24 protein-coding genes and 1 pseudogene are annotated in these 23,523 nt (G+C 69.4%); 15 read left to right on the top strand and 10 right to left on the bottom strand.

All coding sequences use genetic code 11. From position 1 onward, the window contains the following. Positions 1-421 precede the first annotated feature (421 nt). The 5 genes from ACIRPK_RS19805 (at position 422) to ACIRPK_RS19825 (ending at position 3,838) form a co-directional block, all read left to right on the top strand. Positions 422-643 carry a hypothetical protein gene (locus ACIRPK_RS19805; protein ID WP_403040545.1) on the top strand — a complete coding sequence of 74 codons (222 nt, stop codon included), beginning with the start codon at positions 422-424 and terminating at the stop codon, positions 641-643. Next, the gene (locus tag ACIRPK_RS19810; protein WP_403040547.1) at positions 627-1,154 is read left to right on the top strand and encodes a DUF6879 family protein; all 528 of its coding nucleotides are present in this window, start codon (positions 627-629) and stop codon (positions 1,152-1,154) included. The genes ACIRPK_RS19805 and ACIRPK_RS19810 overlap by 17 nt, the downstream gene beginning before the upstream one ends. Beyond that, positions 1,138-1,977: a helix-turn-helix domain-containing protein gene (locus tag ACIRPK_RS19815; RefSeq protein WP_403040548.1), complete on the top strand. Its 840-nt coding sequence runs from the start codon at positions 1,138-1,140 to the stop codon at positions 1,975-1,977. Before ACIRPK_RS19810 ends, ACIRPK_RS19815 begins: the two co-directional genes overlap by 17 nt. A 760-nt stretch (positions 1,978-2,737) precedes the next feature. Next, entirely contained in the window at positions 2,738-2,884 is a 147-nt protein-coding gene (locus tag ACIRPK_RS19820; protein WP_403040549.1) for a hypothetical protein, read from the top strand. A gap of 396 nt (positions 2,885-3,280) precedes the next feature. After that, the gene (locus tag ACIRPK_RS19825; RefSeq protein WP_403040550.1) at positions 3,281-3,838 is read left to right on the top strand and encodes a hypothetical protein; all 558 of its coding nucleotides are present in this window, start codon (positions 3,281-3,283) and stop codon (positions 3,836-3,838) included. A 12-nt stretch (positions 3,839-3,850) separates the two neighbouring features. Here the strand turns inward: ACIRPK_RS19825 and ACIRPK_RS19830 are convergent, their stop codons facing one another. Next, positions 3,851-4,102: an SCO4848 family membrane protein gene (locus ACIRPK_RS19830; protein WP_403040551.1), complete on the bottom strand. Its 252-nt coding sequence runs from the start codon at positions 4,100-4,102 to the stop codon at positions 3,851-3,853. Between the two features lie 110 nt (positions 4,103-4,212). Between ACIRPK_RS19830 and ACIRPK_RS19835 the strand changes: the two are divergent. Both ACIRPK_RS19835 and ACIRPK_RS19840 read left to right on the top strand, forming a co-directional pair. Continuing rightward, positions 4,213-4,389 (top strand): annotated as a pseudogene (locus ACIRPK_RS19835) (SCO4848 family membrane protein); the annotation flags it as partial. 96 nt (positions 4,390-4,485) lie between these two features. After that, a complete protein-coding gene (locus ACIRPK_RS19840) occupies positions 4,486-6,006 on the top strand; it encodes a hypothetical protein (RefSeq protein ID WP_403040552.1) in 1,521 nt (506 codons plus the stop codon). 75 nt (positions 6,007-6,081) lie between these two features. Here the strand turns inward: ACIRPK_RS19840 and ACIRPK_RS19845 are convergent, their stop codons facing one another. From ACIRPK_RS19845 to ACIRPK_RS19870, 6 genes are all read right to left on the bottom strand, one after another. Beyond that, positions 6,082-6,855 carry a succinate dehydrogenase iron-sulfur subunit gene (locus ACIRPK_RS19845; protein WP_403040553.1) on the bottom strand — a complete coding sequence of 258 codons (774 nt, stop codon included), beginning with the start codon at positions 6,853-6,855 and terminating at the stop codon, positions 6,082-6,084. After that, positions 6,855-8,597 (bottom strand): succinate dehydrogenase flavoprotein subunit, encoded by a 1,743-nt coding sequence (sdhA, locus tag ACIRPK_RS19850; RefSeq protein WP_403040554.1) that lies wholly within the window; start codon positions 8,595-8,597, stop codon positions 6,855-6,857. Before sdhA ends, ACIRPK_RS19845 begins: the two co-directional genes overlap by 1 nt. A 28-nt stretch (positions 8,598-8,625) precedes the next feature. Continuing rightward, positions 8,626-9,117: a succinate dehydrogenase, hydrophobic membrane anchor protein gene (gene sdhD, locus ACIRPK_RS19855; RefSeq protein ID WP_403040555.1), complete on the bottom strand. Its 492-nt coding sequence runs from the start codon at positions 9,115-9,117 to the stop codon at positions 8,626-8,628. 6 nt (positions 9,118-9,123) lie between these two features. Further along, the gene (gene sdhC, locus ACIRPK_RS19860; protein WP_403040556.1) at positions 9,124-9,504 is read right to left on the bottom strand and encodes a succinate dehydrogenase, cytochrome b556 subunit; all 381 of its coding nucleotides are present in this window, start codon (positions 9,502-9,504) and stop codon (positions 9,124-9,126) included. A 285-nt stretch (positions 9,505-9,789) separates the two neighbouring features. After that, positions 9,790-10,305, bottom strand: coding sequence for a 2-oxo-4-hydroxy-4-carboxy-5-ureidoimidazoline decarboxylase (locus ACIRPK_RS19865; protein ID WP_403040650.1), 516 nt, complete (start codon positions 10,303-10,305; stop codon positions 9,790-9,792). A gap of 293 nt (positions 10,306-10,598) precedes the next feature. Then, complete coding sequence (locus ACIRPK_RS19870; RefSeq protein WP_403040557.1) at positions 10,599-11,339, bottom strand: SDR family oxidoreductase; 741 nt, start codon at positions 11,337-11,339, stop codon at positions 10,599-10,601. Positions 11,340-11,690: 351 nt separating this feature from the next. Here ACIRPK_RS19870 and ACIRPK_RS19875 point away from each other — a divergent pair, with 351 nt between their 5' ends. The 7 genes from ACIRPK_RS19875 (at position 11,691) to ACIRPK_RS19905 (ending at position 20,317) form a co-directional block, all read left to right on the top strand. Further along, positions 11,691-12,941 (top strand): amidohydrolase, encoded by a 1,251-nt coding sequence (locus ACIRPK_RS19875; protein ID WP_403040558.1) that lies wholly within the window; start codon positions 11,691-11,693, stop codon positions 12,939-12,941. Positions 12,942-13,159: 218 nt separating this feature from the next. Beyond that, positions 13,160-14,221, top strand: coding sequence for a BMP family protein (locus ACIRPK_RS19880; RefSeq protein WP_403040559.1), 1,062 nt, complete (start codon positions 13,160-13,162; stop codon positions 14,219-14,221). A 273-nt stretch (positions 14,222-14,494) separates the two neighbouring features. Further along, positions 14,495-16,069, top strand: coding sequence for an ABC transporter ATP-binding protein (locus ACIRPK_RS19885; protein ID WP_403040560.1), 1,575 nt, complete (start codon positions 14,495-14,497; stop codon positions 16,067-16,069). A gap of 5 nt (positions 16,070-16,074) precedes the next feature. After that, positions 16,075-17,232, top strand: coding sequence for an ABC transporter permease (locus ACIRPK_RS19890; RefSeq protein WP_403040561.1), 1,158 nt, complete (start codon positions 16,075-16,077; stop codon positions 17,230-17,232). Beyond that, positions 17,229-18,494 (top strand): ABC transporter permease, encoded by a 1,266-nt coding sequence (locus ACIRPK_RS19895; protein ID WP_403040562.1) that lies wholly within the window; start codon positions 17,229-17,231, stop codon positions 18,492-18,494. The genes ACIRPK_RS19890 and ACIRPK_RS19895 overlap by 4 nt, the downstream gene beginning before the upstream one ends. 11 nt (positions 18,495-18,505) lie before the next feature. Further along, on the top strand, positions 18,506-18,907 hold the full coding sequence (locus ACIRPK_RS19900; protein ID WP_403040563.1) for a cytidine deaminase: 402 nt from the start codon (positions 18,506-18,508) through the stop codon (positions 18,905-18,907). Between the two features lie 132 nt (positions 18,908-19,039). Beyond that, on the top strand, positions 19,040-20,317 hold the full coding sequence (locus ACIRPK_RS19905; protein ID WP_403040564.1) for a thymidine phosphorylase: 1,278 nt from the start codon (positions 19,040-19,042) through the stop codon (positions 20,315-20,317). A gap of 54 nt (positions 20,318-20,371) precedes the next feature. Here the strand turns inward: ACIRPK_RS19905 and ACIRPK_RS19910 are convergent, their stop codons facing one another. The 3 genes from ACIRPK_RS19910 to ACIRPK_RS19920 are packed head-to-tail and all read right to left on the bottom strand — an operon-like array spanning position 20,372 to position 22,485. Then, on the bottom strand, positions 20,372-20,584 hold the full coding sequence (locus ACIRPK_RS19910; RefSeq protein ID WP_403040565.1) for a hypothetical protein: 213 nt from the start codon (positions 20,582-20,584) through the stop codon (positions 20,372-20,374). Between the two features lie 57 nt (positions 20,585-20,641). Further along, positions 20,642-21,190 carry a Uma2 family endonuclease gene (locus tag ACIRPK_RS19915; RefSeq protein WP_403040566.1) on the bottom strand — a complete coding sequence of 183 codons (549 nt, stop codon included), beginning with the start codon at positions 21,188-21,190 and terminating at the stop codon, positions 20,642-20,644. Beyond that, positions 21,187-22,485, bottom strand: coding sequence for an MFS transporter (locus ACIRPK_RS19920; protein WP_403040567.1), 1,299 nt, complete (start codon positions 22,483-22,485; stop codon positions 21,187-21,189). The genes ACIRPK_RS19915 and ACIRPK_RS19920 overlap by 4 nt, the downstream gene beginning before the upstream one ends. 64 nt (positions 22,486-22,549) lie before the next feature. Between ACIRPK_RS19920 and ACIRPK_RS19925 the strand changes: the two genes are divergently transcribed. Next, the gene (locus tag ACIRPK_RS19925) at positions 22,550-23,506 is read left to right on the top strand and encodes a LysR substrate-binding domain-containing protein (RefSeq protein WP_403040568.1); all 957 of its coding nucleotides are present in this window, start codon (positions 22,550-22,552) and stop codon (positions 23,504-23,506) included. Positions 23,507-23,523: the final 17 nt, after the last annotated feature.

Raw genomic sequence — 23,523 nt, forward strand, 5'->3', positions numbered from 1 at the left:
CGGCGGGCATGGGCGATGATGTTCGGGCAGGCACGGTCTCGCTCGGTTCTCATGGGTCTCGACAACCACATGATCACCGGCGCCGTGCCTGCACTGCTTCCCTGGGAACATCCCGCCCTATAACGGGATATGACGTCACGTCATACACGAGACCGGCGAACCGGACCAATCCCGAACACGCAATGGCCCTGATCTGGCGTCGATCGCCATACCGGACCCGCTGAGCAGCCCCATGCCCTCGCCTGGCCCTTCAAGGGTCGGGCGGGGGCTTTCTCTCGTTGGCGGATCGAACTGCCAGGATCATCCAAGATCTTTTATGCCAGAACAGGAATAGTTCTGTGTTCGCATGGACCGATGCGCCCTAGCTGCGTAGCGTCGTCTGCGATCGGCCCAACCGAGGCCGCTGGCAAGGGGGTTCACGATGGCGAACAAGCCGGGGCTCACTCGACTTACGGGTACAGGTAACGGCAGTGGTTCGGGGGAGTGTGGTCAGAACGACTGCCCCAACGTCTACGCCACGGATCGGGGGTCGTTCGTGGTTCAGGGCGACTTGTTCAACGGCTTCACCCCGCCGGAAGGTGAGGGACTGGTTGAGATTCCCAAAGCGGTTCTTCGGGAGGCCATCCGTGTTCTTGGATGGTGAAGAGTGGCAAGCCAAGTTCCGAGACTTCCAGACGGAAGCGTGGCGGCTTGAGACTCTTCCGGAATATCGGATGCCGCAGGAGGCTGAGGAATTCCGCCGGTTTCGCTCGGGTGAGACGTTCGCGGGCCCATTCGAGGACTACTGGACTGGGCTGATTCGCCGGTGCAAGGAAAACGGCGGTAGTATCGGGCGAGTTCACATCCTTTCTCGTCCGCTGTCGGATTACCTCCGATTCGAATTCCAGCGGTACTATGCGCACAGTGCCCGAGCTGGCGAGGATATCCGCATCCTTGATGTGACCGGCCGAGAGAACCCGCTGTCGGGTATTCAGGATTTCTGGATGTTCGACAAGAAGACCATCGTGCTCATGAATTATGAGCCGGACGGCCGACAGGTCAACCGAGAGGTCTACAGGGGTGATCCGAATCCCTTCATCGAATGCCAGCAAATTGCCATTTCGGAGTCAGTTCCGTTCCTGGAGTACGTGAGCAAGATTGACCTTCGATCCTGAAGAGCTAGGCCGGGGCAAGACTGACCTAGCGGAAACATTGAAAGAGCTACGCAAGCGGGCCGGTCTGAGCGGAGACCGGCCCGCTCAGCGTTGTTCCATCTCTCAGTCAAAAATCAGCAAGATTGAGACCGGGAAGACTACGCCTTCCTTGGTGGATGTAGAGCGCATCTTGCGAGCCCTGGAGGCTCCGCCTGCACTTATTGCTGAGATCACTGCTCTGGCAAGGATCGCAAATACCGAATGGCAAGACGCTCGTGCGCTGCGGCGCAAGGGGCTAGAGAAGAAGCAGAGTGAACTCTCCGATCTTGAGAAGACCTCGCAGGAATTTAGGTTCTTCCTGCTGTCGATGATTACCGCTCTACTCTCGACCCCGGAGTACATCAAGGCGAGCCTTGGCCATATCCCTGGTGACCACAGCAAGGCGATTGCAAAGAAGCTCGACCGGCAGGCCATCCTCTATGACCCCAAAAAGAGCTTCACATTCATTCTCACTGAACAGGCGGTCAGGTGGCCTCTTCTTCCGCCGGCCGCCATGGCCATTCAAATTGATCGGTTGGTGTCGCTGAGTCACCTGGCGAGTGTAAGGATTGGTGTAATCCCGATCAGCGGTCACTTGCCGGGATGTCCGCTCAATACCTTCACGATTTATGACGAGAGGATGGCGACAGTCGAAATCTCGACTGGCGCGATGGTTTTCCGGGACTCCCGTGACGTAGCGAGCTACCTTGATGAGTTCGCCAGCTACGAGCGAAATGCACTTTTTGGGGACGATGCCCGATCGCAGCTTTCTGAGTGGTCGGCAGTGTGCCGTAGAGATCTTTAGTCACGGACGGGAATATAGTTGATTGCCGTCCTGGAGTCCTCTTAGCCTGATTGCAATTCGGAATAGTCGATCAGGCGAGCGAGGTGGGCGGCGCATGGCGGAGGCCGAACGGAAAACAGACCGACTGCGAGAGTTCCGTGCGGGAGTCGAGGAAGCTGCCAAGGCCGTTGGGCGGGGCATTCTGCGGGACTGGCCGCCGTGCACCTGCGACAGGCCGGAGTGTCCGGACAGAGCGGCGAACCGGTGAAGCGCCAAGACGACTGGCGGGACCGGTCCACAACCACCCCCGCGCAGCGCGCGCAGGACCGCGAGAACTACCTCAGGGGCCAGGCCGCTGTGTTGGCCAGGGGGCGGCCGTACATATGCCCCGGCTGTGGCCACTCTCGGGAGCCGCACGAAGTGACTGGCACCAAGGTCCCGTGCACTGTTCGAACCCGGGTGATCAACACGCGCCGTGCGGCTTGAGCCGGTCACAACGAGAGGATTCCCGGATGGACAGCGCCGCAGTGTGGTCCGAGCCCCCGTCCCCCGCCGGCCAGCCGGATGAGCAGTCAGGTGAGACCCCCGACGAACCCAACTCCCCGTGCGGCCCAAGCGCGTTGAGGCCCGCTGAGTCGGAGACCATGCGGAAGCTGCGGGCGGCCATGGGGCTATACCGCCACCGCATCTAAGACCCCCGTACCGGGCCGTTGAAAGGGTCGTACGGCCCGGTACGGGTTGCCACACCCGACAGTGACGCGCCCCAACGAAAGGCACCCCTATGCCCAATCTCGGTAAGAACCGGGGCAGCAGCAGCGGCGACAAGGTTGATCCCAAGGGGACAGCCGCCGCGAACAAGCAGGGGGCCGACAAGGCTGCGCTGGTCGACAAGTTCAAGGCCAAGTCCGATGGCAAGGGCAAGCCGTAGAGCTGAGCCCTTGTCTCCAAAGCTCCCGCCCCGATCGGCGTTCCTGGACAGCACACCGACCGGAGCGGGGTCCGCAACACCGAACGGCCTGACCACCATCAGGCGGCCGGTTCCCTCAGTGTGAGGAGTCACCAGTATGCGCGACGACCCGACCAAGAAGACGGAGCGACCGCCCGGCCCGACGGCGCCGGACACCGCCACCGCCGTCAGCTTCGAGTAGAGGAGACCACCATGCCCGTTGAGATCATCGAGTCCAAGCACAAGGGTGCGGAGAAGCCCCCGCCGAAGCACCAGGGCAACCCCGCCCCGGAGACCCCGCCGCAGCAGCCGCAGAAGTAGCAGACTGACTGCCCCGGGCGCGAGTTGCCCGGGGCAGTCCCGTTGCAAGGGAGCCCCATGGCTGAACGGTTCGTGATCTCGTATGCGGCGGCGCACTACGCCGATGCCGACTGGTCACAGTTCGCCGAGCGCTGGACGGCCACGTTCTACACGGCCAGCGTGCCGAACATCGGTACTGCCACCATCACGCGCGTAGTCCCCGGAGTGACTCCAAACCCCTTGCGGGCGTACGAAGTTGACCCTGGCCTACTCGACCGCATCCCGCGCGTGATCTTCACCGAGGATGGCGACCTGGTCCCCGCGCTGGCCGAGCTGCGCCCCTCGCTGCTGCTCCTGTTGGAGTCGGTCCACGTCGCGGACGAATGGCGGGGCAAGGGCGTGGGCATGAGCCTGGCCATTACGGCGCTGCGACGGCTCGCTGTGCCCCGAACGCTGGCCATCTGCTACCCCGCCCCCATCCATGACCACGGGCCCGCTGAACCGTGCTCCTACGAGTCGGACGACCCGGAGATCCGGCGGCCGGACGAAGAGGCTGTGACCAAGCTCCGAAAGGCGTGGGAGCGACAGGGCTTCTCACATCTTGACCAAGGCGTCTACGTCATGCCGCTTGGCTGAGGCTGCCAACCGCTACTTGTCGGCGCGACGGGATGCGAGAAGGCCCCGGAGGCCAATGACACCGACGGCCGTCCCCAGCAGGAACGAGACGACGGTGAGCAGCAGGTGGACCCAGAAGAAAGTGGTCGGCTGCCCATGGTCGCCGTTGGCGAACGCCTGGCCGCCGGAGTCCTTCCATAGGTTCTTGGCGAAGGTTGCCCAGATCACCCAAGACCAGACGCCGAATACTGCGAGGAACCAGGAAACGGGGCGGGTGAGCTTCACGGGGCGTCCTTCAGGCGGTGAGAGGGGCGGTTCCTTGCCAGTATCTGGCCCATGGTCTCCAGTCTGACCACCGGGGGTCGTCCAGTTCACTAGGTTCTTGCGCGTGAACGACCTTCCTGAAGAACCTCTGGAAGGACTCCGGCGGCCAGGCTTTCGTCGGCGGCGACCACGGCCGGCCCACCGCCTTCTTCTGGGTCCACCTGCTGCTCGCCGTCACCTCGCTCCTCCTCGGCCTGGCGGTCGGCGGCATCGGCGTCCGCAGCCTGCGCACCCTGCGCCGCCCCTGAGAAATGCCGTTGCCCCCACCCGGCGGCCCTGCCAGGATCCCCGCCGGGAGGCGTGCACGACGCACCCCATTTCCTCTCCAGGAGTGGGTCATCCAGATGTATCCCGCACGGCTGCTGACCGCCGCCGCCACCGTCGCGCTCGCGGCCGGTCTGCTGTCCGCCCCCGCCGCATCGGCGGCCGGCTCCGCCGTCACCGACCCGCACGCCGTCCCGGCCCCGGGTTTCGCCTCCACCGGCGCCCGCACGGATGCCTGCGACGACACCACGGCGCCCGGTTTCGTCCGGACCACCGCCCCGGTCCTGACCGCCCGCACCACCGGTACCCAGGCCCGCTACGCGCTGTGGGACGAGACCACCGGCGGCAAGCTCTTCGACCAGTCCGTCCCCGCCGTCGACGGCCTGCTCTCCGCAGCCCCCACCGGCCTGACGGACGGTCACACCTACGCCTGGCGCTACTGGCCGGCAGGCGGCGGCAAGCCCACCCCCAAGTGCCACTTCCGGGTGGACGTCACCGCCCCGGTCACCACCGTGTCCTCCACCGACTTCCCGGCCTCGGGCAGCGGCCAGACCCCGCAGAAGTACGCGGGCCAGGTCGGCACCTTCACCTTCAGCAGCGCTGACGCGACCTGCTACCGGTACGTCCTGAACAACGTCCTCGGGGTGGGTGCGACCTGTGACGTCCGGGCTCGACCGGACGGCAGCGCGACCGTCCAGATCAAGCCCACGCAGTGGGGCAGCAACAACCTCACCGTCCAGGCCATGGACGATGCGGGAAACATCACGCATTCGGTGAACTACGGGTTCTACGCCCCGTGGAACCCCCACCCGGTGAGTGGCCCCGGTGATGTGGACGGTGACGGAATCGCGGACATCCTGCTTCCGGACCAGGCCGGCGACCTCCAGGTGATCAGCACCGGCGGGACCGGTACCACCCCGTCCTCCGTCATCTCGGCCTACCAGTCGCCGTCCGCGGTGAGCTGGGCGGGGACGGAGATCGTGAACCGGGGATACGAGGGCCACGATCCGGTGAACGACCTGCTCGTACTCGCCCCGGGGCAGGAGTACACGTACTTCTACCGGAACTTCGACCAGGGCGGGTTCACCAACGGAGCCACCCTGGTTGCCGGAAGGCCGGACGGGACGCCCGGGATGGCGTCGGACTGGAGCCGGGCGACCCAGCTGGTCGGGCTCGGCCCGCTCGACGAGTTCCCCGGCTCCTCGGTGCTCAGCGTCGAGGACGACGACCTCTGGCTGTTCGCCGAGCCGGGTAACCTCCGGTTCTGGAGCGCCAAGCGGCTGAGCACCGGCGCCGCCTGGGCCGGCTACCAGGTGATCGAGCCTGCCGTCGCCGCCGACGGCTCGCTCACCCTGCGGTCGCGCGAGCTGGCGACCGGTCAGCTCCGGGAGTACGCCGTCCCGAAGGCCGCCGACGGCACGTACGACTTCGCCGCCCTCGCCGCCCCGGCGGCGGGCGCCGTGGTCGGCAGCTTCCCGGTCGCCGACTACCCGACCCTGGACAGCAGCGCCGACGGCAACCTCTACGCCGTCACCGCCGGCCGGCACCTGCTCACCTTCACCGGGGTGACCAACCCGAAGGACCGCGGTCTGCTGAAGTAGGACCGGTCGGTCCAAGGCCGACGACCGAGGGCCCGTCCGGAGATCTTAGGACGGGCCCTCGGGGTGTGGCGACGACTAGAAGCGGCGGGTCACCAGGGCCCGCTTCACTTCCTGGATCGCCTTGGTGACCTCGATGCCACGCGGGCAGGCCTCGGAGCAGTTGAAGGTGGTGCGGCAACGCCACACGCCCTCACGGTCGTTCAGGATCTCCAGGCGCTGCTCGGCACCCTCGTCGCGCGAGTCGAAGATGAAGCGGTGCGCGTTGACGATGGCGGCCGGGCCGAAGTACTGGCCGTCGTTCCAGAACACCGGGCAGGACGAGGTGCACGCGGCGCACAGGATGCACTTGGTGGTGTCGTCGAACCGCTCGCGGTCCTCGGCGGTCTGCAGGCGCTCGCGGGTCGGCTCGTTCCCGTTGGTGATCAGGAACGGCATGACGTCCTTGTACGCCTGGAAGAACGGGTCCATGTCCACGATCAGGTCCTTGAGGACCGCGAGGCCCTTGATGGCCTCGATCGTGATCGGCTGCTCCGGGTTGACGTCCTTGATCAGGGTCTTGCACGCCAGCCGGTTGCGGCCGTTGATCCGCATCGCGTCGGAGCCGCAGATGCCGTGCGCACAGGACCGACGGTACGTCAGCGTGCCGTCCTGCTCCCACTTGACCTTGTTGAGGGCGTCCAGGACGCGCTCCTTCGGGTCCATCTCCAGCTGGTAGTCGACCCACACCGGGTCCGGCAGCTCCTCCGGGTTGAACCGGCGGATCCTGAGGGTCACGGTGATCAGCTTGACGCCACCGGCCTCGGCCGCGTCCAGAGCGGCCGAGTGCTTCTCCACGGTCGGAGTGCTCATCAGTACTTACGCTCCATCGGCTGGTAGCGGGTCGTGACGACCGGCTTGTAGTCGAGGCGGATCGAGGTGGTGCCGTCCGCGGCGACCTCCTGGTACGCCATGGTGTGCTGCATGAACTTCACGTCGTCACGGGTCGGGAAGTCCTCGCGGTAGTGACCGCCGCGCGACTCCTCGCGGGCGAGCGCGGAGACGGCCAGCACCTCGGCCAGGTCGAGCAGGTTGCCCAGCTCGACGGCCTCCAGCAGGTCCGTGTTGTAGCGCTGGCCCTTGTCCTGGATCGCGACGTTCTTGTACCGCTCGCGCAGGCCGGCGATGTCGGCCACGGCCTGCTTGAGGGTCTCGCCGGTGCGGTAGACCATGGCGTTGGTGTCCATGGTCTCCTGCAGCTCCTTGCGGATCTGCGCGACCGACTCGGTGCCCTCGGAGTCACGGAGGCCCTCGATGATCGAGATGACCTTCTCGGCCGGGTTCTCGGGGAGCTCGGTGAAGTCGACGGTCCCCGCGTAGTCGGCGGCGGCGATCCCGGCCCGCTTGCCGAACACGTTGATGTCGAGCAGCGAGTTGGTGCCCAGGCGGTTGGCGCCGTGCACCGAGACGCAGGCCACCTCGCCGGCCGCGTAGAGGCCGGGCACCACGTCGGTGTTGTTGCGCAGCACCTCGCCCTCGACGTTGGTCGGGATGCCGCCCATCGCGTAGTGCGCCGTGGGCTGGATCGGGATCGGGTCCGTGTAGGGCTCGATGCCGAGGTAGGTCCGGGCGAACTCGGTGATGTCCGGGAGCTTGGCGTCCAGCTGCTCCGGCGGAAGGTGCGTGAGGTCCAGGTAGACGTGGTCGCCGTCCGGACCGCAGCCGCGACCCTCGCGGATCTCGGTGTAGATCGCGCGGGAGCAGACGTCACGGGACGCGAGGTCCTTCATGACCGGGGCGTAGCGCTCCATGAAGCGCTCGCCGTCCTTGTTGCGGAGGATGCCGCCCTCGCCGCGGGCGCCCTCGGTGAGCAGGATGCCCATCCGCCAGATGCCCGTCGGGTGGAACTGGAAGAACTCCATGTCCTCCAGCGGCAGGCCGCGCCGGTAGACCAGCGCCTGGCCGTCGCCGGTCAGGGTGTGCGCGTTGGAGGTCACCTTGAAGAACTTGCCGGTGCCGCCGGAGGCGAAGACCACCGACTTGGCCTGGAAGACGTGGATCTCGCCGGTGGCCAGCTCGTAGGCGACGACGCCCGCGGTCTTGCCGTCGTTGATCAGCAGGTCCAGGACGTAGAACTCGTTGAAGAACTCGACGCCGTGCTTGACGCAGTTCTGGAACAGCGTCTGCAGGATCATGTGACCGGTGCGGTCGGCCGCGTAGCAGGAGCGGCGGACCGCCGCCTCGCCGTGGTTGCGGGTGTGGCCGCCGAAGCGCCGCTGGTCGATCCGGCCCTGCTCGGTCCGGGAGAACGGGAGGCCCATCTTCTCCAGGTCGAGAACGGCGTCGATCGCCTCCTTGCACATGATCTCGGCGGCGTCCTGGTCGACCAGGTAGTCACCACCCTTGATCGTGTCGAAGGTGTGCCACTCCCAGTTGTCCTCCTCGACGTTGGCGAGGGCGGCGCACATGCCGCCCTGGGCCGCGCCGGTGTGGGAGCGGGTGGGGTACAGCTTGGTCAGCACCGCGGTGCGGCTGCGCTGGGTCGACTCGATGGCCGCGCGCATGCCCGCGCCACCGGCGCCGACGATGACGGTGTCGTACTTGTGAATCTGCATGGGGTCTACGTCGCCTCTGGCTGGCCGATTAGATGTTCGGGTCGAAGGTGAAGATCACCAGGGTGCCGAGCAGGACCGTGAACACGGTCGCGGCGCCCATCAGGGTCTTCAGCCACAGCCTGGTGGAGTCCTTCTCCGCGTAGTCGTTGATGACCGTGCGCATGCCGTTGCTGCCGTGCAGCATGGCGAGCCACAGCATCAGCAGGTCCCAGCCCTGCCAGAACGGCGAGGCCCAGCGACCCGCCACGAAGGCGAAGTTGATCTTCGACACGCCACCGTCGAGCACCAGCATGATCAGCAGGTGACCGAGGATCAGCACGACCAGCAGGACACCCGACAGGCGCATGAACAGCCAGGCGAGCATCTCGAAGTTGGTGCGGGTACGCCGAGGGGTCTTCTTGGTACGCGCACGGGGGGGCTCGACGACGAAGGCGTCGGCGGGGTTCCCGGTGCCCAGGCCCTGGCCCGTGTGGGCCTGGAGCGAGGGAACCACCAGGGTCTCGTTGGCGTCAGTAGCCATCGCGGATCAGCCCCCGAACCAGGTACGCAGCGTGTGCTGGAGGATGTGGTAGAACGACGCCGCCAGCAGGACGACCCAGACACCCACGACGGTCCAGAGCATCTGCTTCTGGAGCTTCGGGCCCTTGGACCAGAAGTCCACCGCGATGACCCGGAGGCCGTTCAGGGCGTGGAACAGGATGGCGGCGGTGAGGCCGTACTCCATCAGGTTCACCAGCGGTGTCTTGTACGTCGCGATGACGGTGTCGTACGACTCGGGGGACACCCGCACGAGTGCGGTGTCGAGAACATGGGCGAACAGGAAGAAGAAGATGAGGACGCCGGTGACTCGATGAGCCACCCAACTCCACATGCCTTCCCGGCCGCGGTACAGCGTTCCAGCCGGCACGGAAAACCCTCCGGAAGCGGATTGGGGGCTCGGCCGGCTTCGGTGTCGGTCAGCCCGGCCGGTACGGTCCTCCGGCCGCCAGCATCCTATCGACGCCGTGTCGTGAACCGCCTCCGGGGGTGTCAGGTGTGATCAATCAGGCACGCACGGCCTAATCGGACCCCCGAATGTGACTCTGCGTGATGGTCCCGCGGCGGCGCGAGGGCTTCCTCCTGACGGCGGCTCACCTCCGGGGACGCTCCCGACGCCGCCGCCACCGCCGGCCCGGCAGTGGCGGCGGCCGGGTCAGTTGCCCGACCGGGCGGCGGCCGAGGCGACCAGGTGCTCCAGCCGGGTCAGGGCGATCCGGCGCAGCTCGTCGGCCGCGATCAGCCGCTCCTCGTCCGGGTCGTTGGCGAGCCTGGTCCGTACGGACGTGAGCACGGTGTCGAGCATCTCCTCCGGTTCGATCCCGTCCAGGCAGACCACGAAGACGTGGCCGAAGCGCGCCTCGTACGCCGCGTGGGCGGCCCGCAGTGCGGTGTGCGCGGCCTGGCTGCCGGGTGCGCACATGCCGAGCAGCGGCTGCGGCATCCAGCTCTCGTCGGCCAGCGCCTCGGCCAGATCGGCCGGACGCAGGTCGTAGGACGCCTCGCTGGCGGCGGCCAACAGGGCCTCTATGTCGGGGTAGGGGCGGTGTGCGGTGAGCCGGAGGGCCCAGCGGTGACTACCGCAGCAGGCCAGGAGGGCCTCCTCGGCGGCGCCGGGGTCGGCCTCGTTGAAACGGTGAAGCCCGAGCAGGGACGGCACCAGCAACGGCAGGTCGAACCGTTGCGGCGGGATGTCACTGGACAGCGGGTCCTCCTCGTGAGGGCGGGAAGGGGAGATGCTCCAGAGACGAAACGTAGGTGGTCAGCGGTTCCGTACGGAACCGCTCGCCCAGGCCCGGGACCAGGGATCTTGTGGACCGCCCGGGCAGCGGCACCACGGTAGTTGAGGGTTCGTCAATTGAGGAAGGGTCATGTCGAATTCACTCGATCGAGCTATCAAGTCGTGACGTTGTCATGTTCGTTGAGGTGGCCGACCGGGTCGGCCACCCCGACGACGGACGGTGGTCAGCCCCGGTGCACCTTGTGGTTGGCCGCCTGGGCGCGCGGCCGGACCACCAGTAGGTCGATGTTGACGTGCGGCGGCCGGGTGACCGCCCAGGAGACGGTGTCGGCGACGTCCTCGGAGCTGAGCGGTTCGGCCACGCCCGCGTAGACCGCCGCCGCCTTCTCCTCGTCGCCCCGGAACCGGGTGACCGCGAACCCCTCGGACTTCACCATGCCGGGTGCGATCTCGATCACCCGGATCGGCTCGCCGCACAGCTCCAGCCGCAGGGTGGCCGCCACGGTGTGCGCGGCGGTCTTCGCCGCCACGTACCCGCCGCCGCCCTCGTACGCGGCCAGCGCGGCGGTCGAACTGAGCACCAGTACGGTGCCGTCGCCGCTCGCCCGCAGCGCGGGCAGCAGGGCCTGCGTCACGTGCAGCACCCCGAGCACGTTCACCTGGTACATCGCCAGCCAGTCGGCCGGGTCGCCGTTCTCGACGCTCTCCGCGCCGATCGCGCCGCCGGCGTTGTTGACCAGCACGTCGACCGGGCCGACCTCGGCGGCGAACGCGTCCACCGCCGTCCGGTCGGTCACGTCGACGGTGTAGGCCCGTCCGCCGATCTCCTTGGCCAGGGCCTCGACCCGGTCGGTCCGGCGGGCCGTCACCACCACCTCGAAGCCGTCCGCGGCCAGCCGTCGGGCCGTCGCCGCACCGATGCCGCTGCTGGCACCGGTGACCACGGCCACCTTCCGCTCGGTCATTTCCACTCCCAGGTCTGGTTCGGTCGTTGCCGCCGATCATCGCAGGGGGCCTGGCCCGGACCCCGACCGTGGTCCCCGCCGCCTCCGGACCGTCCCGCCCGGGTGTCCGCGTCCGCGCCGGGCAGCGGAGCTGACCGTCCGTCAGCCGGGCCGTCGAGGCGGACGGGGGCGCGCCGCCCGGGGGGTCCGCGCCGTGTCCTGCCCCGGGACCGCTCGTTGCACAGATCAGCGAGCACGGAAGGCGGACGAAACGGTATGTCATACCCAGCTGCGGGGCCGGTATGCACCCATCCGGGGACCAGTTCGGCGGAAGCCGGGCCAAAACCCCACCACCGGCCTAGTCTTGTTGAGGTGAACGATCCTCAGCCCGCCGCTCAGGCCACTCTCACCCCCGCCCGCCCCGGATCGGACCTGCGCGCACGGGTACGGGCCTACCAGGCGGAGTTGATCGCCTTCCGCCGTGACCTGCACCGGCACCCCGAGCTCGGTCGGCAGGAGTTCCGCACCACCCGGCTGCTCCGGGAGCGGCTGCTGGCCGCCGGGCTCTCGCCCAAGCTGCTGCCGGGCGGCACCGGGATGACGGTCGACATCCTGCCCGCCGGCCACAAGCCGGGCACCCCGTTCCTGGCCTTCCGGGCGGACATCGACGCGCTGCCGATCGACGACGCCAAGACCGAGGCCCCCTACCGCTCCACGCTGCCCGGCCGGGCGCACGCCTGCGGCCACGACGTGCACACCTCGGTGGTGCTCGGCACCGCACTGGTGCTGGCCCAGGCGGCCCGGACGGGCGAGCTGAAGCAGCCGGTGCGGCTGATCTTCCAGCCCGCCGAGGAGGTGATGCCCGGCGGTGCGCTGGACGTCATCGAGGCGGGCGGGATGGCGGACGTCGGCCGGATCTTCGCGGTGCACTGCGACCCCAAGGTCCAGGTCGGCCGGATCGGCCTCAAGGTCGGCGCGATCACCTCCGCCTGCGACCGGCTGGTGCTGCACCTGGACGGGCCCGGCGGCCACACCGCCCGCCCGCACCTGACGACCGATCTGGTCACCGCGGTGGCCCGGCTGGCCTCCGACCTGCCGCCCGCGCTGGCCCGCCGGATGGACCCGCGCTGGGGCGTCAGCCTGGTCTGGGGCCGGATCGCCTCCGGCACCACCTCGAACGTGATCCCGCAGCACGCCGAGCTGGAGGGCACCGTCCGCTGCCTGGAGCTGGCCGGCTGGCGCGAGGCGCCGGACGCGCTGCACGAGCTGACCGCCAAGCTGGCCGAGCTGTACCGGGCCAAGTGGACGGTGGACTACCACCGCGGCGTCCCGCCGGTGGTGAACGAGCACGAGTCGATCAGCCAGCTGGAGGCGGCGATGACCGGCCGCTTCGCGGCCGGCGCGGGCCCGGTGGTGGAGGACACCGAGCAGAGTCTCGGCGGCGAGGACTTCTCCTGGTACCTGGAGCACGCCCCCGGCGCGCTGGCCCGGCTCGGCGTCCGGAGCCCGCACGACAGCACCGTCCGCGACCTCCACCAGGGCCGTTTCGACGTGGACGAGCGGTCGATCGCGATCGGCGTGGAGCTGTTCGCGGCCCTGGCGCTGGAGTACGGCCGAGTCTGAGACCGTTGGCCCCGGTCGGCGTAGAGTGGCGGAGCACTACCAGGGAGTAGTGACATTCCGGTGTGGCAAGCGTGGTCATATGTCCGGTTCGTCCTGACGTAGCACCACGTTTTGATAACAACCCGAATGCCCTTCCTGCCCGTAACACAACCGTGTTCTACGCGCGTTACGGTGGCGCTCGACCACGCCATACGGGTGTGTGAGAAGGAGATACTCCCTTGCGCCGTTCAATGAAGCTCGCCGCGGTTGTGCTCTCGGGTTCCCTGGGCATCGCCTCGCTCGCCGCTTGCGGCGCAAAGAGCACGGACAACAACACCGGCGCCTCGGCGTCCGGCAGCGCCTCCGGCATCAAGGTCGGCATGGCCTACGACATCGGTGGCCGTGGCGACCAGTCGTTCAACGACTCCGCCGCCCGGGGCCTGGACAAGGCCAAGGCCGACCTCGGCGTGCAGATCACCGAGGCCGAGGCCAAGACCGGTGAGGCCGAGGCCGACAAGGAGACCCGCCTCAAGACGCTGGTGACCGGTGGTTTCAACCCGATCATCGCCGTCGGCTTCGTCTACCAGGGCGCCGTCGAGAAGGTCGCCAAGGAGAACCCGAACGTCAAGTTCGCGATCATCGACTCCGGCTCCTCCACCCAGCCGACCAACGTCACCTCGCTGACGTTCTCGGAGCAGGAGGGCTCGTACCTGGCCGGCGTCGCCGCCGCCTCGAAGAGCACCGCGAAGCACATCGGCTTCATCGGTGGCGTGCAGTCCGAGCTGATCAAGAAGTTCGAGGCCGGTTACGTCGCGGGCGCCAAGTCGGTCACCCCGGACATCAAGGTGGAGACCACCTACCTCACCACCCCGCCGGACTTCTCGGGCTTCAACGACCCGGGCAAGGGCAAGGACGCCGCGCAGGGCCAGATCGACAAGGGCGCGGACGTCATCTACTCCGCCGCCGGCTCCTCCGGCAACGGCGCCATCGAGGCCGTCTTCAACGCGAAGAAGTGGGCCATCGGCGTCGACTCGGACCAGGCCGCCCAGCCGGCCCTGTCCAAGTACAAGGAGCGCATCCTCACCTCGATGGTGAAGAACGTCGACACCGCGGTGTTCTCGTACATCGACGCCTTCAAGAAGGGCACCCCGATCACGGGCACCAAGAACTTCGACCTGAAGGAGAAGGGCGTGTCGCTGGCCACCACCGGCGGCTACATCTCCGACATCCAGGCGAAGCTGGACGCGGCCACCACGGCCATCACCTCGGGCGCCACCAAGATCCCGACCACCACCGGCTGACACTCGCTCAGCCTGCCGCCGACCGCTCCGGTCAGCGCGCATGATTGACAGAGCATCAGGGCGGGGCCCGGCGGGTGCGCATACGACGCGCGCCACCGGGCCTCGCCCGTTCCCCCAAGCCTTCTCCAGCGCAACGACGCGCCCTGTGACCACCAGGAGATCGCCATCACCGCTTCCGAACCCGCCCCGACCCCCACGGGCGGCAACCCCAGCGCGGGGACGGCGACACCGGCCGTCGAACTGCGCGGCATCACCAAGCGCTTCCCCGGCGTCGTGGCCAACCACGACATCGACATCACCGTGGCCCCCGGCACCGTGCACGCCCTGATGGGCGAGAACGGGGCGGGCAAGTCCACCCTGATGAAGATCCTCTACGGCATGCAGAAGCCGGACGAGGGCACCATCGCCATCAACGGCGAGCAGGTCGAGTTCAACACCCCCGGGGACGCCATCGCGCGCGGCATCGGCATGGTGCACCAGCACTTCATGCTGGCCGACTACCTGACGGTGTGGGAGAACGTCGTCCTGGGCGGCGAGAAGCTCTACGGGATAGGAGCCAAGGCCAAGGCGAAGATCCGCGAGATCTCCGACCAGTACGGCCTGGGCGTCCGCCCGGACGCGCTGGTCGAGGACCTCGGCGTGGCGGACCGCCAGCGGGTGGAGATCCTCAAGGTGCTCTACCGGGGTGCCAAGATCCTGATCCTGGACGAGCCCACCGCCGTGCTGGTGCCCCAGGAGGTCGACGCGCTCTTCGGCAACCTGCGCGAGCTCAAGGCCGAGGGCGTCACCGTCATCTTCATCTCGCACAAGCTGCACGAGGTGCTCTCGGTGGCCGACGCGATCAGCGTCATCCGCCGCGGCACCACGGTCGGCGACGCCGACCCGCGCACCGTGACGGCCCGTCAGCTGGCCGAGCTGATGGTCGGTGCCGAGCTGCCCTCCCCGGAGAGCCGCGAGTCGACCGTCACCGAGACCGAGATGCTCAGGGTCGACACCCTGCGGATCGCCAAGGCGGACGCCGAGGGCGTCGAGCGCGTGGTGCTGGACGACATCTCGCTGCGGATCCGCAAGGGCGAGATCCTCGGCATCGCCGGCGTCGAGGGCAACGGCCAGGCCGAGCTGGTCGAGGCCATCATGGGCATGCTGCCGCTGGACGGCGGCGCCGTCACGCTGGACGGCAAGGACCTGACCGGGACGCTGACCCGGGCCCGCCGCGAGGCCGGGATCGGCTACATCCCCGAGGACCGGCACAAGCACGGCCTGCTGCTGGAGGCCCCGCTCTGGGAGAACCGGATCCTCGGTCACGTCACCGAGGAGCCCAACTCCAAGGGCCTGCTGCTGGACCCGGCCGGGGCCCGCAAGGACACCCGGCGGATCGTCGAGGAGTACGACGTCCGCACGCCCGGCATCGAGGTCACCGCGGCCTCGCTCTCCGGTGGCAACCAGCAGAAGCTGATCATCGGCCGCGAGATGAGCCACCACCCCAAGCTGCTGATCGCCTCCCACCCCACCCGTGGCGTGGACGTCGGTGCGCAGGCGCAGATCTGGGAGCAGATCCGGGCCGCCCAGCGCGAGGGCCTGGCGGTGCTGCTGATCTCCGCCGACCTGGACGAGCTGATCGGCCTCTCCGACACCATCCGGGTGATCTACCGCGGCCGGCTGGTCGCCGACGCCGACCCGGCCACCGTGACGGCCGAGGACCTGGGCACCGCGATGACGGGTGCGGCCACCGGCCGCATCGAGTCGGACCCGGAGGCGGTCGCCGAGGCGCACGCCTTCGTGGCCGAGATCACCGAGCCCGCGCGGCCCACCGACGACACCGCCACCGACGCACAGGCGGGGGAGTAACCCACATGACCAGTCCCAACCCCGCTGCCACCGCACCGGTGGCGAAGAAGCGGTTCGACACCGAGAAGATCGTGCTCGGCCTCGCCGCCCCGGTCCTCGCGGTGCTGCTCTCCCTGGTGATCTGCAGCGTGCTGCTGGCGGTCTCGGGCAAGGAGCCGTTCGAGGCGTTCGACGTGCTGTTCACGTACGGGACGGCCTCGGACGGCCAGGTGGGCATCCTGAACCGGGCCACCACGTACTACCTGGCCGGTGCCGCCGCCGCCTTCGGCTTCCGGATGAACCTCTTCAACATCGGCGTCGACGGCCAGTACAAGCTGGGCGTGCTGTTCGCCGCCTTCGTCGGCAGCCAGGTGGACCTGCCCGCGATCCTGCAGATCCCGCTGCTGCTGCTGACCGCCATGGCGGTCGGTGGCCTGTGGGCGAGCATCGCCGGCCTGCTCAAGGTCTACCGGGGCGTCAGCGAGGTCATCTCGACCATCATGCTGAACGCCATCGCCACGTCGGTGGTCGGCCTGCTGCTGGTGCCCGGCATCTTCGCGCCGGAGAAGGGCACCACCACCAACAGCATCCAGACCGACCCGGTCTCGGCGTCCAGCCACTTCTTCACGCTGGAGACCGCGGGCGGGACCCTCTGGGGCTTCCTGGTGATCGCCGTCCTGGTCGGTGTCGCCTTCCAGTTCACCCTGACCCGGACCCGGTTCGGTTTCGACCTGCGCGCCACCGGCCGCTCGGAGAGCGCCGCCACCGCCTCCGGCGTGAACGTCAAGCGGATGGTGATCACCTCGATGGTGGTCTCCGGTGCCATCGCCGGTCTGATCGGTCTGCCCGAACTGCTCTCCAGCTCCTACTACTTCGGCCAGGGCATCCAGCCCGGCCTCGGCTTCATCGGCATCTCGGTCGCCCTGCTCGGTCGTAACTCGCCGATCGGCATCGCCTTCTCGGCGCTGCTGTTCGCCTTCCTCGACGTGGCCGGGACCCAGCTCCCGACCCACGGCGACTACCCGCAGGAAATCGTCACCGTCATGCAGGGCACCATCGTCATCTGCGTCGTCGTCGCCTACGAGCTGGTGCGCCGCTACGGCCTCAAGCGCCAGCAGCAGAAGGTCGGCGCCGAGCTGGCCGCGCAGGCCGCCGCCGCTGCCAAGAAGGAGGTGGCCGCATGAGTACCGCCACTGCCGCCCGGCCGAAGTCGCCGGGTACCCCCGTCAAGAAGCGCAAGCTGACCGTCCCGGTCGTGCTGCTGCTGATCGCCGGTGCCCTGCTGCTGTTCTCCGCCGTGGGCGCGGCCACCGGCAACCACGGTCTGACCTCCTCGGGCCAGGTCACCGCCGCGCTCGGCGCCTCGGTGCCGATCGCGATGGCCGGTCTCGGTGGTCTCTGGGCCGAGCGGGCCGGTGTGGTCAACATCGGTCTCGAAGGCATGATGGTGGCCGGCACCTTCTGCGGCGCCTGGGTCGGCTACCTGGTCAACCCCTGGGTCGGCCTGCTGGCCGGCATGGCGGGCGGTGCGCTCGGCGGTCTGCTGCACGCGCTGGTCACCGTCACCTTCGGCGTCGACCACATCGTCTCCGGCGTCGGCATCAACCTGCTGATCCCCGGCATCTGCGCCTACGTCAACCGGATCTACTACCGCGACTACGTGGCCTTCGGCGCCGGGGCGAACCAGTCCCCGCCGGCCGATCCGCTGCCGTACATCACCGTCCCTGGTCTGGCCGACTGGCTGGACAAGATCGAGGCGCACCACTGGTTCCTGGTCTCCGACGTCGCGGGCATCCTCGGCGGCCTGGTCTCCAACCTCTCGGTGGTCGTGGTGATCGCCGCGGTGTTCGTGGTGGCCAGCTACTTCGTGCTCTGGCGGACGGTCTTCGGTCTGCGGCTGCGCTCCTGCGGCGAGAACCCGACCGCCGCCGAGTCGCTGGGCGTCAACGTCTACAAGTACAAGTACCTCGCGGTGATCACCTCGGGCGCGTTCGCCGGTCTGGCCGGCGCGTACCTCTCGCTGGTCGCGGCGCACTTCTACAAGGACGGCATGACCCAGGGCCGGGGCTTCATCGGTCTGGCCGCGATGATCTTCGGCAACTGGATGCCGGGCGGCCTGGCGATGGGTGCGGGCCTGTTCGGCTTCACCGACAGCCTCCAGCTGCGTGACGCCGACTCGGTGCACGTGCTGCTGCTGACCGTCTCGATCGCGATGGCGCTGCTGGCGCTCTGGAAGCTGTACCGGCGTCAGTTCCGCGGTGCGGCGATCAGCCTCGTGGTCGCCGGCGGTCTGGCGCTCTGGTTCGCCACCACCGACTCGGTGCCGCGTCCGCTGATCGTGGCCACCCCGTACGTGATCACCCTGGTGGTGCTCGCACTGGCCTCGCAGCGACTGCGGATGCCGAAGGCGGACGGTCAGATCTACCGGCGCGGGCAGGGCAAGTGACGGCCGCTCAGGTGGACCGTACCGCCGGGTCGGTCGACTGGGAGCGGCTGCGGACCGCCGCCCGGGACGCGATGGGGCACGCGTACGCCCCGTACAGCAAGTTCCCGGTCGGCGCCGCCGCGCTGGTCGACGACGGCCGGGTGGTCACCGGCTGCAACGTGGAGAACGCCAGCTACGGTCTGGCGCTGTGCGCCGAGTGCGGGCTGGTCTCGGCGCTGCACGCGAGCGGTGGCGGCCGGCTGGTGGCGTTCACCTGTGTGGACGGCGCGGGCGCGCTGCTGGTGCCGTGCGGGCGCTGCCGTCAGCTGCTGTACGAGCACGGCGGGCCCGAGCTGCTGGTCGACCTGCCCTCCGGGCTGCGGCCGATGAGCGAGGTGCTGCCGGACGCGTTCGGCCCGGAGCACCTGGGCTGACCGAAGCCGCGCAGGCCGGGCCGGAGCGGCTCTGGCAACCGCTGCAGTTACGCGCGTAGAGTGTCGCGGGGGATCAGCTCCCTCGCGGCACTCTTCGCATTTCCTCTTCTTCGAACCTCCTGGAGAACCCTCATGGACGCCCCCTCCGTCATCCGGACCAAGCGCGACCGCGGCGAGCTGACCGATCCTCAGATCGACTGGGTGATCGACGCCTACACCCGCGGCGAGGTCGCCGACGAGCAGATGTCCGCGCTGGCCATGGCGATCCTGCTGAACGGCATGAACCTGCGCGAGATCAGCCGCTGGACCGACGCGATGATCCGCTCCGGCGTCCGGATGGACTTCTCCGCGCTCGGCGTTCCGACCTCCGACAAGCACTCCACCGGCGGGGTCGGCGACAAGATCACCCTCCCGCTGGCCCCGCTGGTCGCCGCCTGCGGCGCGGCCGTCCCGCAGCTCTCCGGCCGCGGCCTCGGCCACACCGGCGGCACCCTGGACAAGCTGGAGTCCATCCCCGGCTGGCGGGCGCTGCTCTCCAACGAGGAGATGATGTCGGTCCTGCACGGCGCCGGAGCGGTGATCTGTGCCGCCGGTGACGGTCTGGCCCCCGCCGACAAGAAGCTCTACGCGCTGCGCGACGTGACCGGCACGGTCGAGGCGATCCCGCTGATCGCCTCCTCGATCATGTCCAAGAAGATCGCCGAGGGCACCGGCGCCCTGGTGCTGGACGTCAAGGTCGGCTCCGGCGCCTTCATGAAGAACCTGGCCGACGCCCAGGAGCTGGCCCGCACCATGGTCGGCCTGGGCAAGGCGGCCGGGGTCAACACCGTCGCGCTGCTCACCGACATGTCGACCCCGCTCGGTCTCACCGCGGGCAACGCGCTGGAGGTCCGCGAGTCGGTCGAGGTGCTGGCCGGCGGCGGCCCCGCCGACGTGGTCGAGCTGACCCTGGCGCTGGCCCGCGAGATGCTCGCGGCGGCGGGCGTGCACGGCAAGGACCCGGCCGACGCGCTGCGGGACGGCTCCGCGATGGACCACTGGCGCCGGATGATCTCCGCGCAGGGCGGCGACGTGGACGCCCCGCTCCCGGTGGCCCGCGAGCAGCACGTGATCACCGCCTCCGCCACCGGTGTGCTGACCGGCCTGGACGCGTACGCCGTCGGTGTCTGCGCCTGGCGCCTGGGCGCCGGCCGGGCCCGCAAGGAGGACCCGGTGCAGGCCGGCGCGGGTGTCGAGATGCACGCCAAGCCGGGCGACCTGGTGACGGCCGGTCAGCCGCTGCTGACCCTGCACACCGACACCCCCGAGCGCTACGACTACGCGATCGAGGCGCTGGCCGGTGGCGTCACCATCGCGCCCGCCGGCACCGCGTTCACCGCGAACCCGATCGTGCTCGACCGGATCGCGTGACACCCGCACCGCCCAGTGAGCCCCGGCAGCCCGCCTGCCGGGGCTCCGCGCCGTTCACCGGGCACGCAGTCGCAGGTAGCTGAGCACCAGGCCCGCCGCCCCGGCGACGCCGATCAGCCCGTACCCCAGCTGCCGCAGCCCGGGGCCGACCGGCACCAGGGCGTTCAGCCCGGCCAGCAGGAGGGCCGCCAGCAGCGCGGTGAGCAGCCCGGCGACGAAGGCGACGAACGCGTCCAGCTCGGCGGTGCGGTCCTGGCTCCGGTGCACGGCGGTCCCAACTCTCGGTGCGGCGACACCCGTTGACCTACCCAGGACCGCCCGGCCTCAGCCGTAGGTGAGCAGCCCGCCGGTGTCGAGCGTCCAGGGGCCGACCGGGACGGTGTCGCCGAAGACGAACTTCTCGCGAACGGCGAAGCCGGGCTCGGAGTGCACGATGCCGGTACCCTCGCGCGGATCGACCAGCAGGTAGAGCGGGATGCCCATCGCCGCGTAGTCGTGGACCTTGTTCTCGTAGTCGTTCTCGGGGTTGGAGACGATCTCGACCACCAGCAGGACCTCGTGCGGATGCAGCGAAGGCGCCGTGCTCTCCAGTGCCGCCTCCGCGAAGACCATCAGGTCCGGGCAGCGGAGGCGCCCGAGCCCGGGGTCTTCCAGGCCCGCGCCGGGGTGTGCGGTGTGGCCCGGGTGGGTGCTGGGGAGTTGGGCGTTCAGCTGGCGCGCCAGCCTGAGCACCGCGAGTTCGTGCCGTCGCACCGGGGACATCGTCATGACGATCTCGCCGTTCGCGATCTCGACCTTGCCGATCCCCGGGACGGCCGGCAGGTGAGCGGCGATCTCACGGAGCCTGGCGTACGTGGCCGGGCCGATGCTCATACCCGGAGTGTGCTGACGGCGCGGCGGGTGATGACTGCCTTGCGGGTGGCGTACAGGGTGACGCCGGCGGCCAGGGTCATCGCGACCAGGCCGACGGCCGCCGCGCCTGGCCAGCCGGTGGAGTGGTAGGCGTCGGCGCCCAGGGTGCCGCCGAGGCTGTTGCCCAGGTAGTAGGCGATCAGGTAGAGGGCGGAGGCCTGGGCGCGGCCCTCGGTGGCGGTGCGGCCGACCGAGGAGGAGGCGGTGGCGTGGCCGGCGAAGAAGCCGGCCGTGATCAGGACCAGGCCGAGCAGGACGGCGGCCAGGGTGTCGGCGAGCGAGAGCAGCAGGCCGGCGGTGGTGGTGCCGATCGCGACGTAGAGGGTGCCGCGCCGGCCGAGCCGGCCGACCAGGCGGCCGGCGCAGGCCGAGGAGACGGTGCCGACCAGGTAGACCACGAAGATCGACGCGGCCACCGACTCGGGGAGGTCGAAGGGGGCGGTGGTCAGCCGGTACCCGACGGTGTTGTAGACCGCGCCGAAGACGGCCATGAAGAGCAGACCGAGGGAGTAGAGCCGGAGCAGCAGCGGGTTGCGCAGGTGGCCGGTGACGGTGCGGGCCAGCGCGCGGGCGTCCAGCGGGGTGCGCCGGAACTGCCGGGCGGCCGGGATCAGCAGCCGGAAGGCCAGCGCGGCGGCGAGGGCGAGGACGGCCGAGACCGCAAGCCCCCAGCGCCAGCCCCAGGCCGCGCCCGCCCAGCCGGAGGCGAGCCGGCCGCCCATGCCGCCGATGCTGTTGCCCGCCACGTACAGGCCCATCGCGGAGGCCAGCGCGCTCGGGTGGATCTCCTCGGCCAGGTACGCCATCGCGGTGGCGGGCAGTCCGGCGAGGGCGGCGCCCTGGACGCCGCGCAGGATCACCAGGGTGGTGAGGTTCGGCGCGAACGGCAGGGCCAGTGCGATACCGGCGGCGGCCAGCATGGAGGCGGTCATCACCGCCGTCCGCCCGTACCGGTCGGACAGCGCGCTGGCCGGGAGCAGCGCCAGGGCGAGCCCGAGGGTGGCCACCGAGGCGGTCCAGCTGGCCTGACCGGGGGTCAGGTCGAGGTCGGCGGAGAGCAGCGGCAGCAGGCCCTGGGTGGAGTACAGCAGGACGAAGGTGGCGATCCCGGCGGCGAACAGCGCCAGGTTCGCGCGCCGGAAGGCGCGGTCACCGGGGCGGTGCCGGGTGTCGGCCGGAGCGGAGGCGACCGGGGGTGGCGAGGGGAGGGCATCCGGCAGCTGGACTGCGGATGCCCCGGTACTGGCAGGCGGCATGGAAGCGAAGTTAGGGGGTCGGCCGCTGATGCGTCCAATGCATGACTCGTCGATAATTCATGCCATGTCGCATGAGAGCAGCTCACCGCCGCTGACCGTGGCCGCCCTCGGGCCGGATACCGATCTCGCACTGCTCGCCCCGCAGTTGGCGCAGTTCGCGGCGGTGGCCCGGCTGGAGCACGTGACCCAGGCGGCCCAGCTGCTCGGGATGCCGCAGCCGACGCTGTCCCGGTCGGTGGCCCGGCTGGAGGCGGAGCTCGGGGTGGAGCTGCTGGCCCGGCAGGGGCGGACGGTGCGGCTGACCCGGGCCGGCCGGCTGCTGCTCGGCTCGGTGGAGCGGGCGCTGGCCGAGCTGGAGCGCGGGGCGGAGACGGCCAGGGCGGAGGCCGATCCGACGGTCGGCCGGGTCGCGTTCGGCTTCCTGCACACGATGGGGTCGGACGCCGTCCCGGCGCTGCTGCGGGGCTTCCGGGTGGAGCATCCGCAGGTCAGGTTCCAACTGGTGCAGGACCACGTCACGGCGATGCTGGAGCGGTTGCGGGACGGGGAGCTGGACCTCTGCCTGGTCTCCCCGCTGCCGGTCGCCGCCGAGCTGACGGCCCGTCCGCTGGACGAGCAGCGGCTGCACCTGGCCGTCCCGGCCGACCACCGGCTGGCCGGGCGGCGCCGGATCAGGCTGGCGGAGGTGGCCGAGGATCCGTTCGTCGCGGTCGGGGAGGGGTACGGCCTGCGGGTGATCACCGACGGGTTCTGCGCGGAGGCGGGGTTCTCGCCCCGGATCGCGTTCGAGGGCGAGGAGGCGGAGACCCTGCGCGGACTGGTCGCCGCCGGTCTCGGGGTGGCCCTGCTGCCCCCGGCGCTGGTGCCCCGGCCCGGCGTGGTGGAGCTGGAGGTGACCTCCCCGCGCACCCGGCGGGCGATCGGCCTGGCCTGGGTGACTGGCCGTCCGCTCGCCCCGCCGGCGGTCGTGTTCCGGGACTTCGTGCTGTCCCGCCGGGGGCGGCTGCTCGACCACGACTGAGCTGCCCCGCGCCGTCC

The sequence above is a fragment of the Kitasatospora sp. NPDC101801 genome (genome assembly GCF_044766665.1).
Classification (GTDB): Bacteria; Actinomycetota; Actinomycetes; order Streptomycetales; family Streptomycetaceae; genus Kitasatospora.

What these genes read in the sequence shown, in the direction of transcription:
- ACIRPK_RS19840 (WP_403040552.1), top strand. Translation starts at nt 4,486, where the DNA reads ATGTATCCCGCACGGCTGCTGACCGCCGCCGCCACCGTCGCGCTCGCG.
- ACIRPK_RS19825 (WP_403040550.1), top strand. Translation starts at nt 3,281, where the DNA reads ATGGCTGAACGGTTCGTGATCTCGTATGCGGCGGCGCACTACGCCGAT.
- ACIRPK_RS19905 (WP_403040564.1), top strand. Translation starts at nt 19,040, where the DNA reads ATGGACGCCCCCTCCGTCATCCGGACCAAGCGCGACCGCGGCGAGCTG.
- sdhA (WP_403040554.1), bottom strand. Translation starts at nt 8,597, where the DNA reads ATGCAGATTCACAAGTACGACACCGTCATCGTCGGCGCCGGTGGCGCG.
- ACIRPK_RS19870 (WP_403040557.1), bottom strand. Translation starts at nt 11,339, where the DNA reads ATGACCGAGCGGAAGGTGGCCGTGGTCACCGGTGCCAGCAGCGGCATC.
- ACIRPK_RS19820 (WP_403040549.1), top strand. Translation starts at nt 2,738, where the DNA reads ATGCCCAATCTCGGTAAGAACCGGGGCAGCAGCAGCGGCGACAAGGTT.
- ACIRPK_RS19845 (WP_403040553.1), bottom strand. Translation starts at nt 6,855, where the DNA reads ATGAGCACTCCGACCGTGGAGAAGCACTCGGCCGCTCTGGACGCGGCC.
- ACIRPK_RS19925 (WP_403040568.1), top strand. Translation starts at nt 22,550, where the DNA reads ATGTCGCATGAGAGCAGCTCACCGCCGCTGACCGTGGCCGCCCTCGGG.
- ACIRPK_RS19895 (WP_403040562.1), top strand. Translation starts at nt 17,229, where the DNA reads ATGAGTACCGCCACTGCCGCCCGGCCGAAGTCGCCGGGTACCCCCGTC.
- ACIRPK_RS19890 (WP_403040561.1), top strand. Translation starts at nt 16,075, where the DNA reads ATGACCAGTCCCAACCCCGCTGCCACCGCACCGGTGGCGAAGAAGCGG.
- ACIRPK_RS19805 (WP_403040545.1), top strand. Translation starts at nt 422, where the DNA reads ATGGCGAACAAGCCGGGGCTCACTCGACTTACGGGTACAGGTAACGGC.
- ACIRPK_RS19920 (WP_403040567.1), bottom strand. Translation starts at nt 22,485, where the DNA reads ATGCCGCCTGCCAGTACCGGGGCATCCGCAGTCCAGCTGCCGGATGCC.
- sdhD (WP_403040555.1), bottom strand. Translation starts at nt 9,117, where the DNA reads ATGGCTACTGACGCCAACGAGACCCTGGTGGTTCCCTCGCTCCAGGCC.
- ACIRPK_RS19915 (WP_403040566.1), bottom strand. Translation starts at nt 21,190, where the DNA reads ATGAGCATCGGCCCGGCCACGTACGCCAGGCTCCGTGAGATCGCCGCT.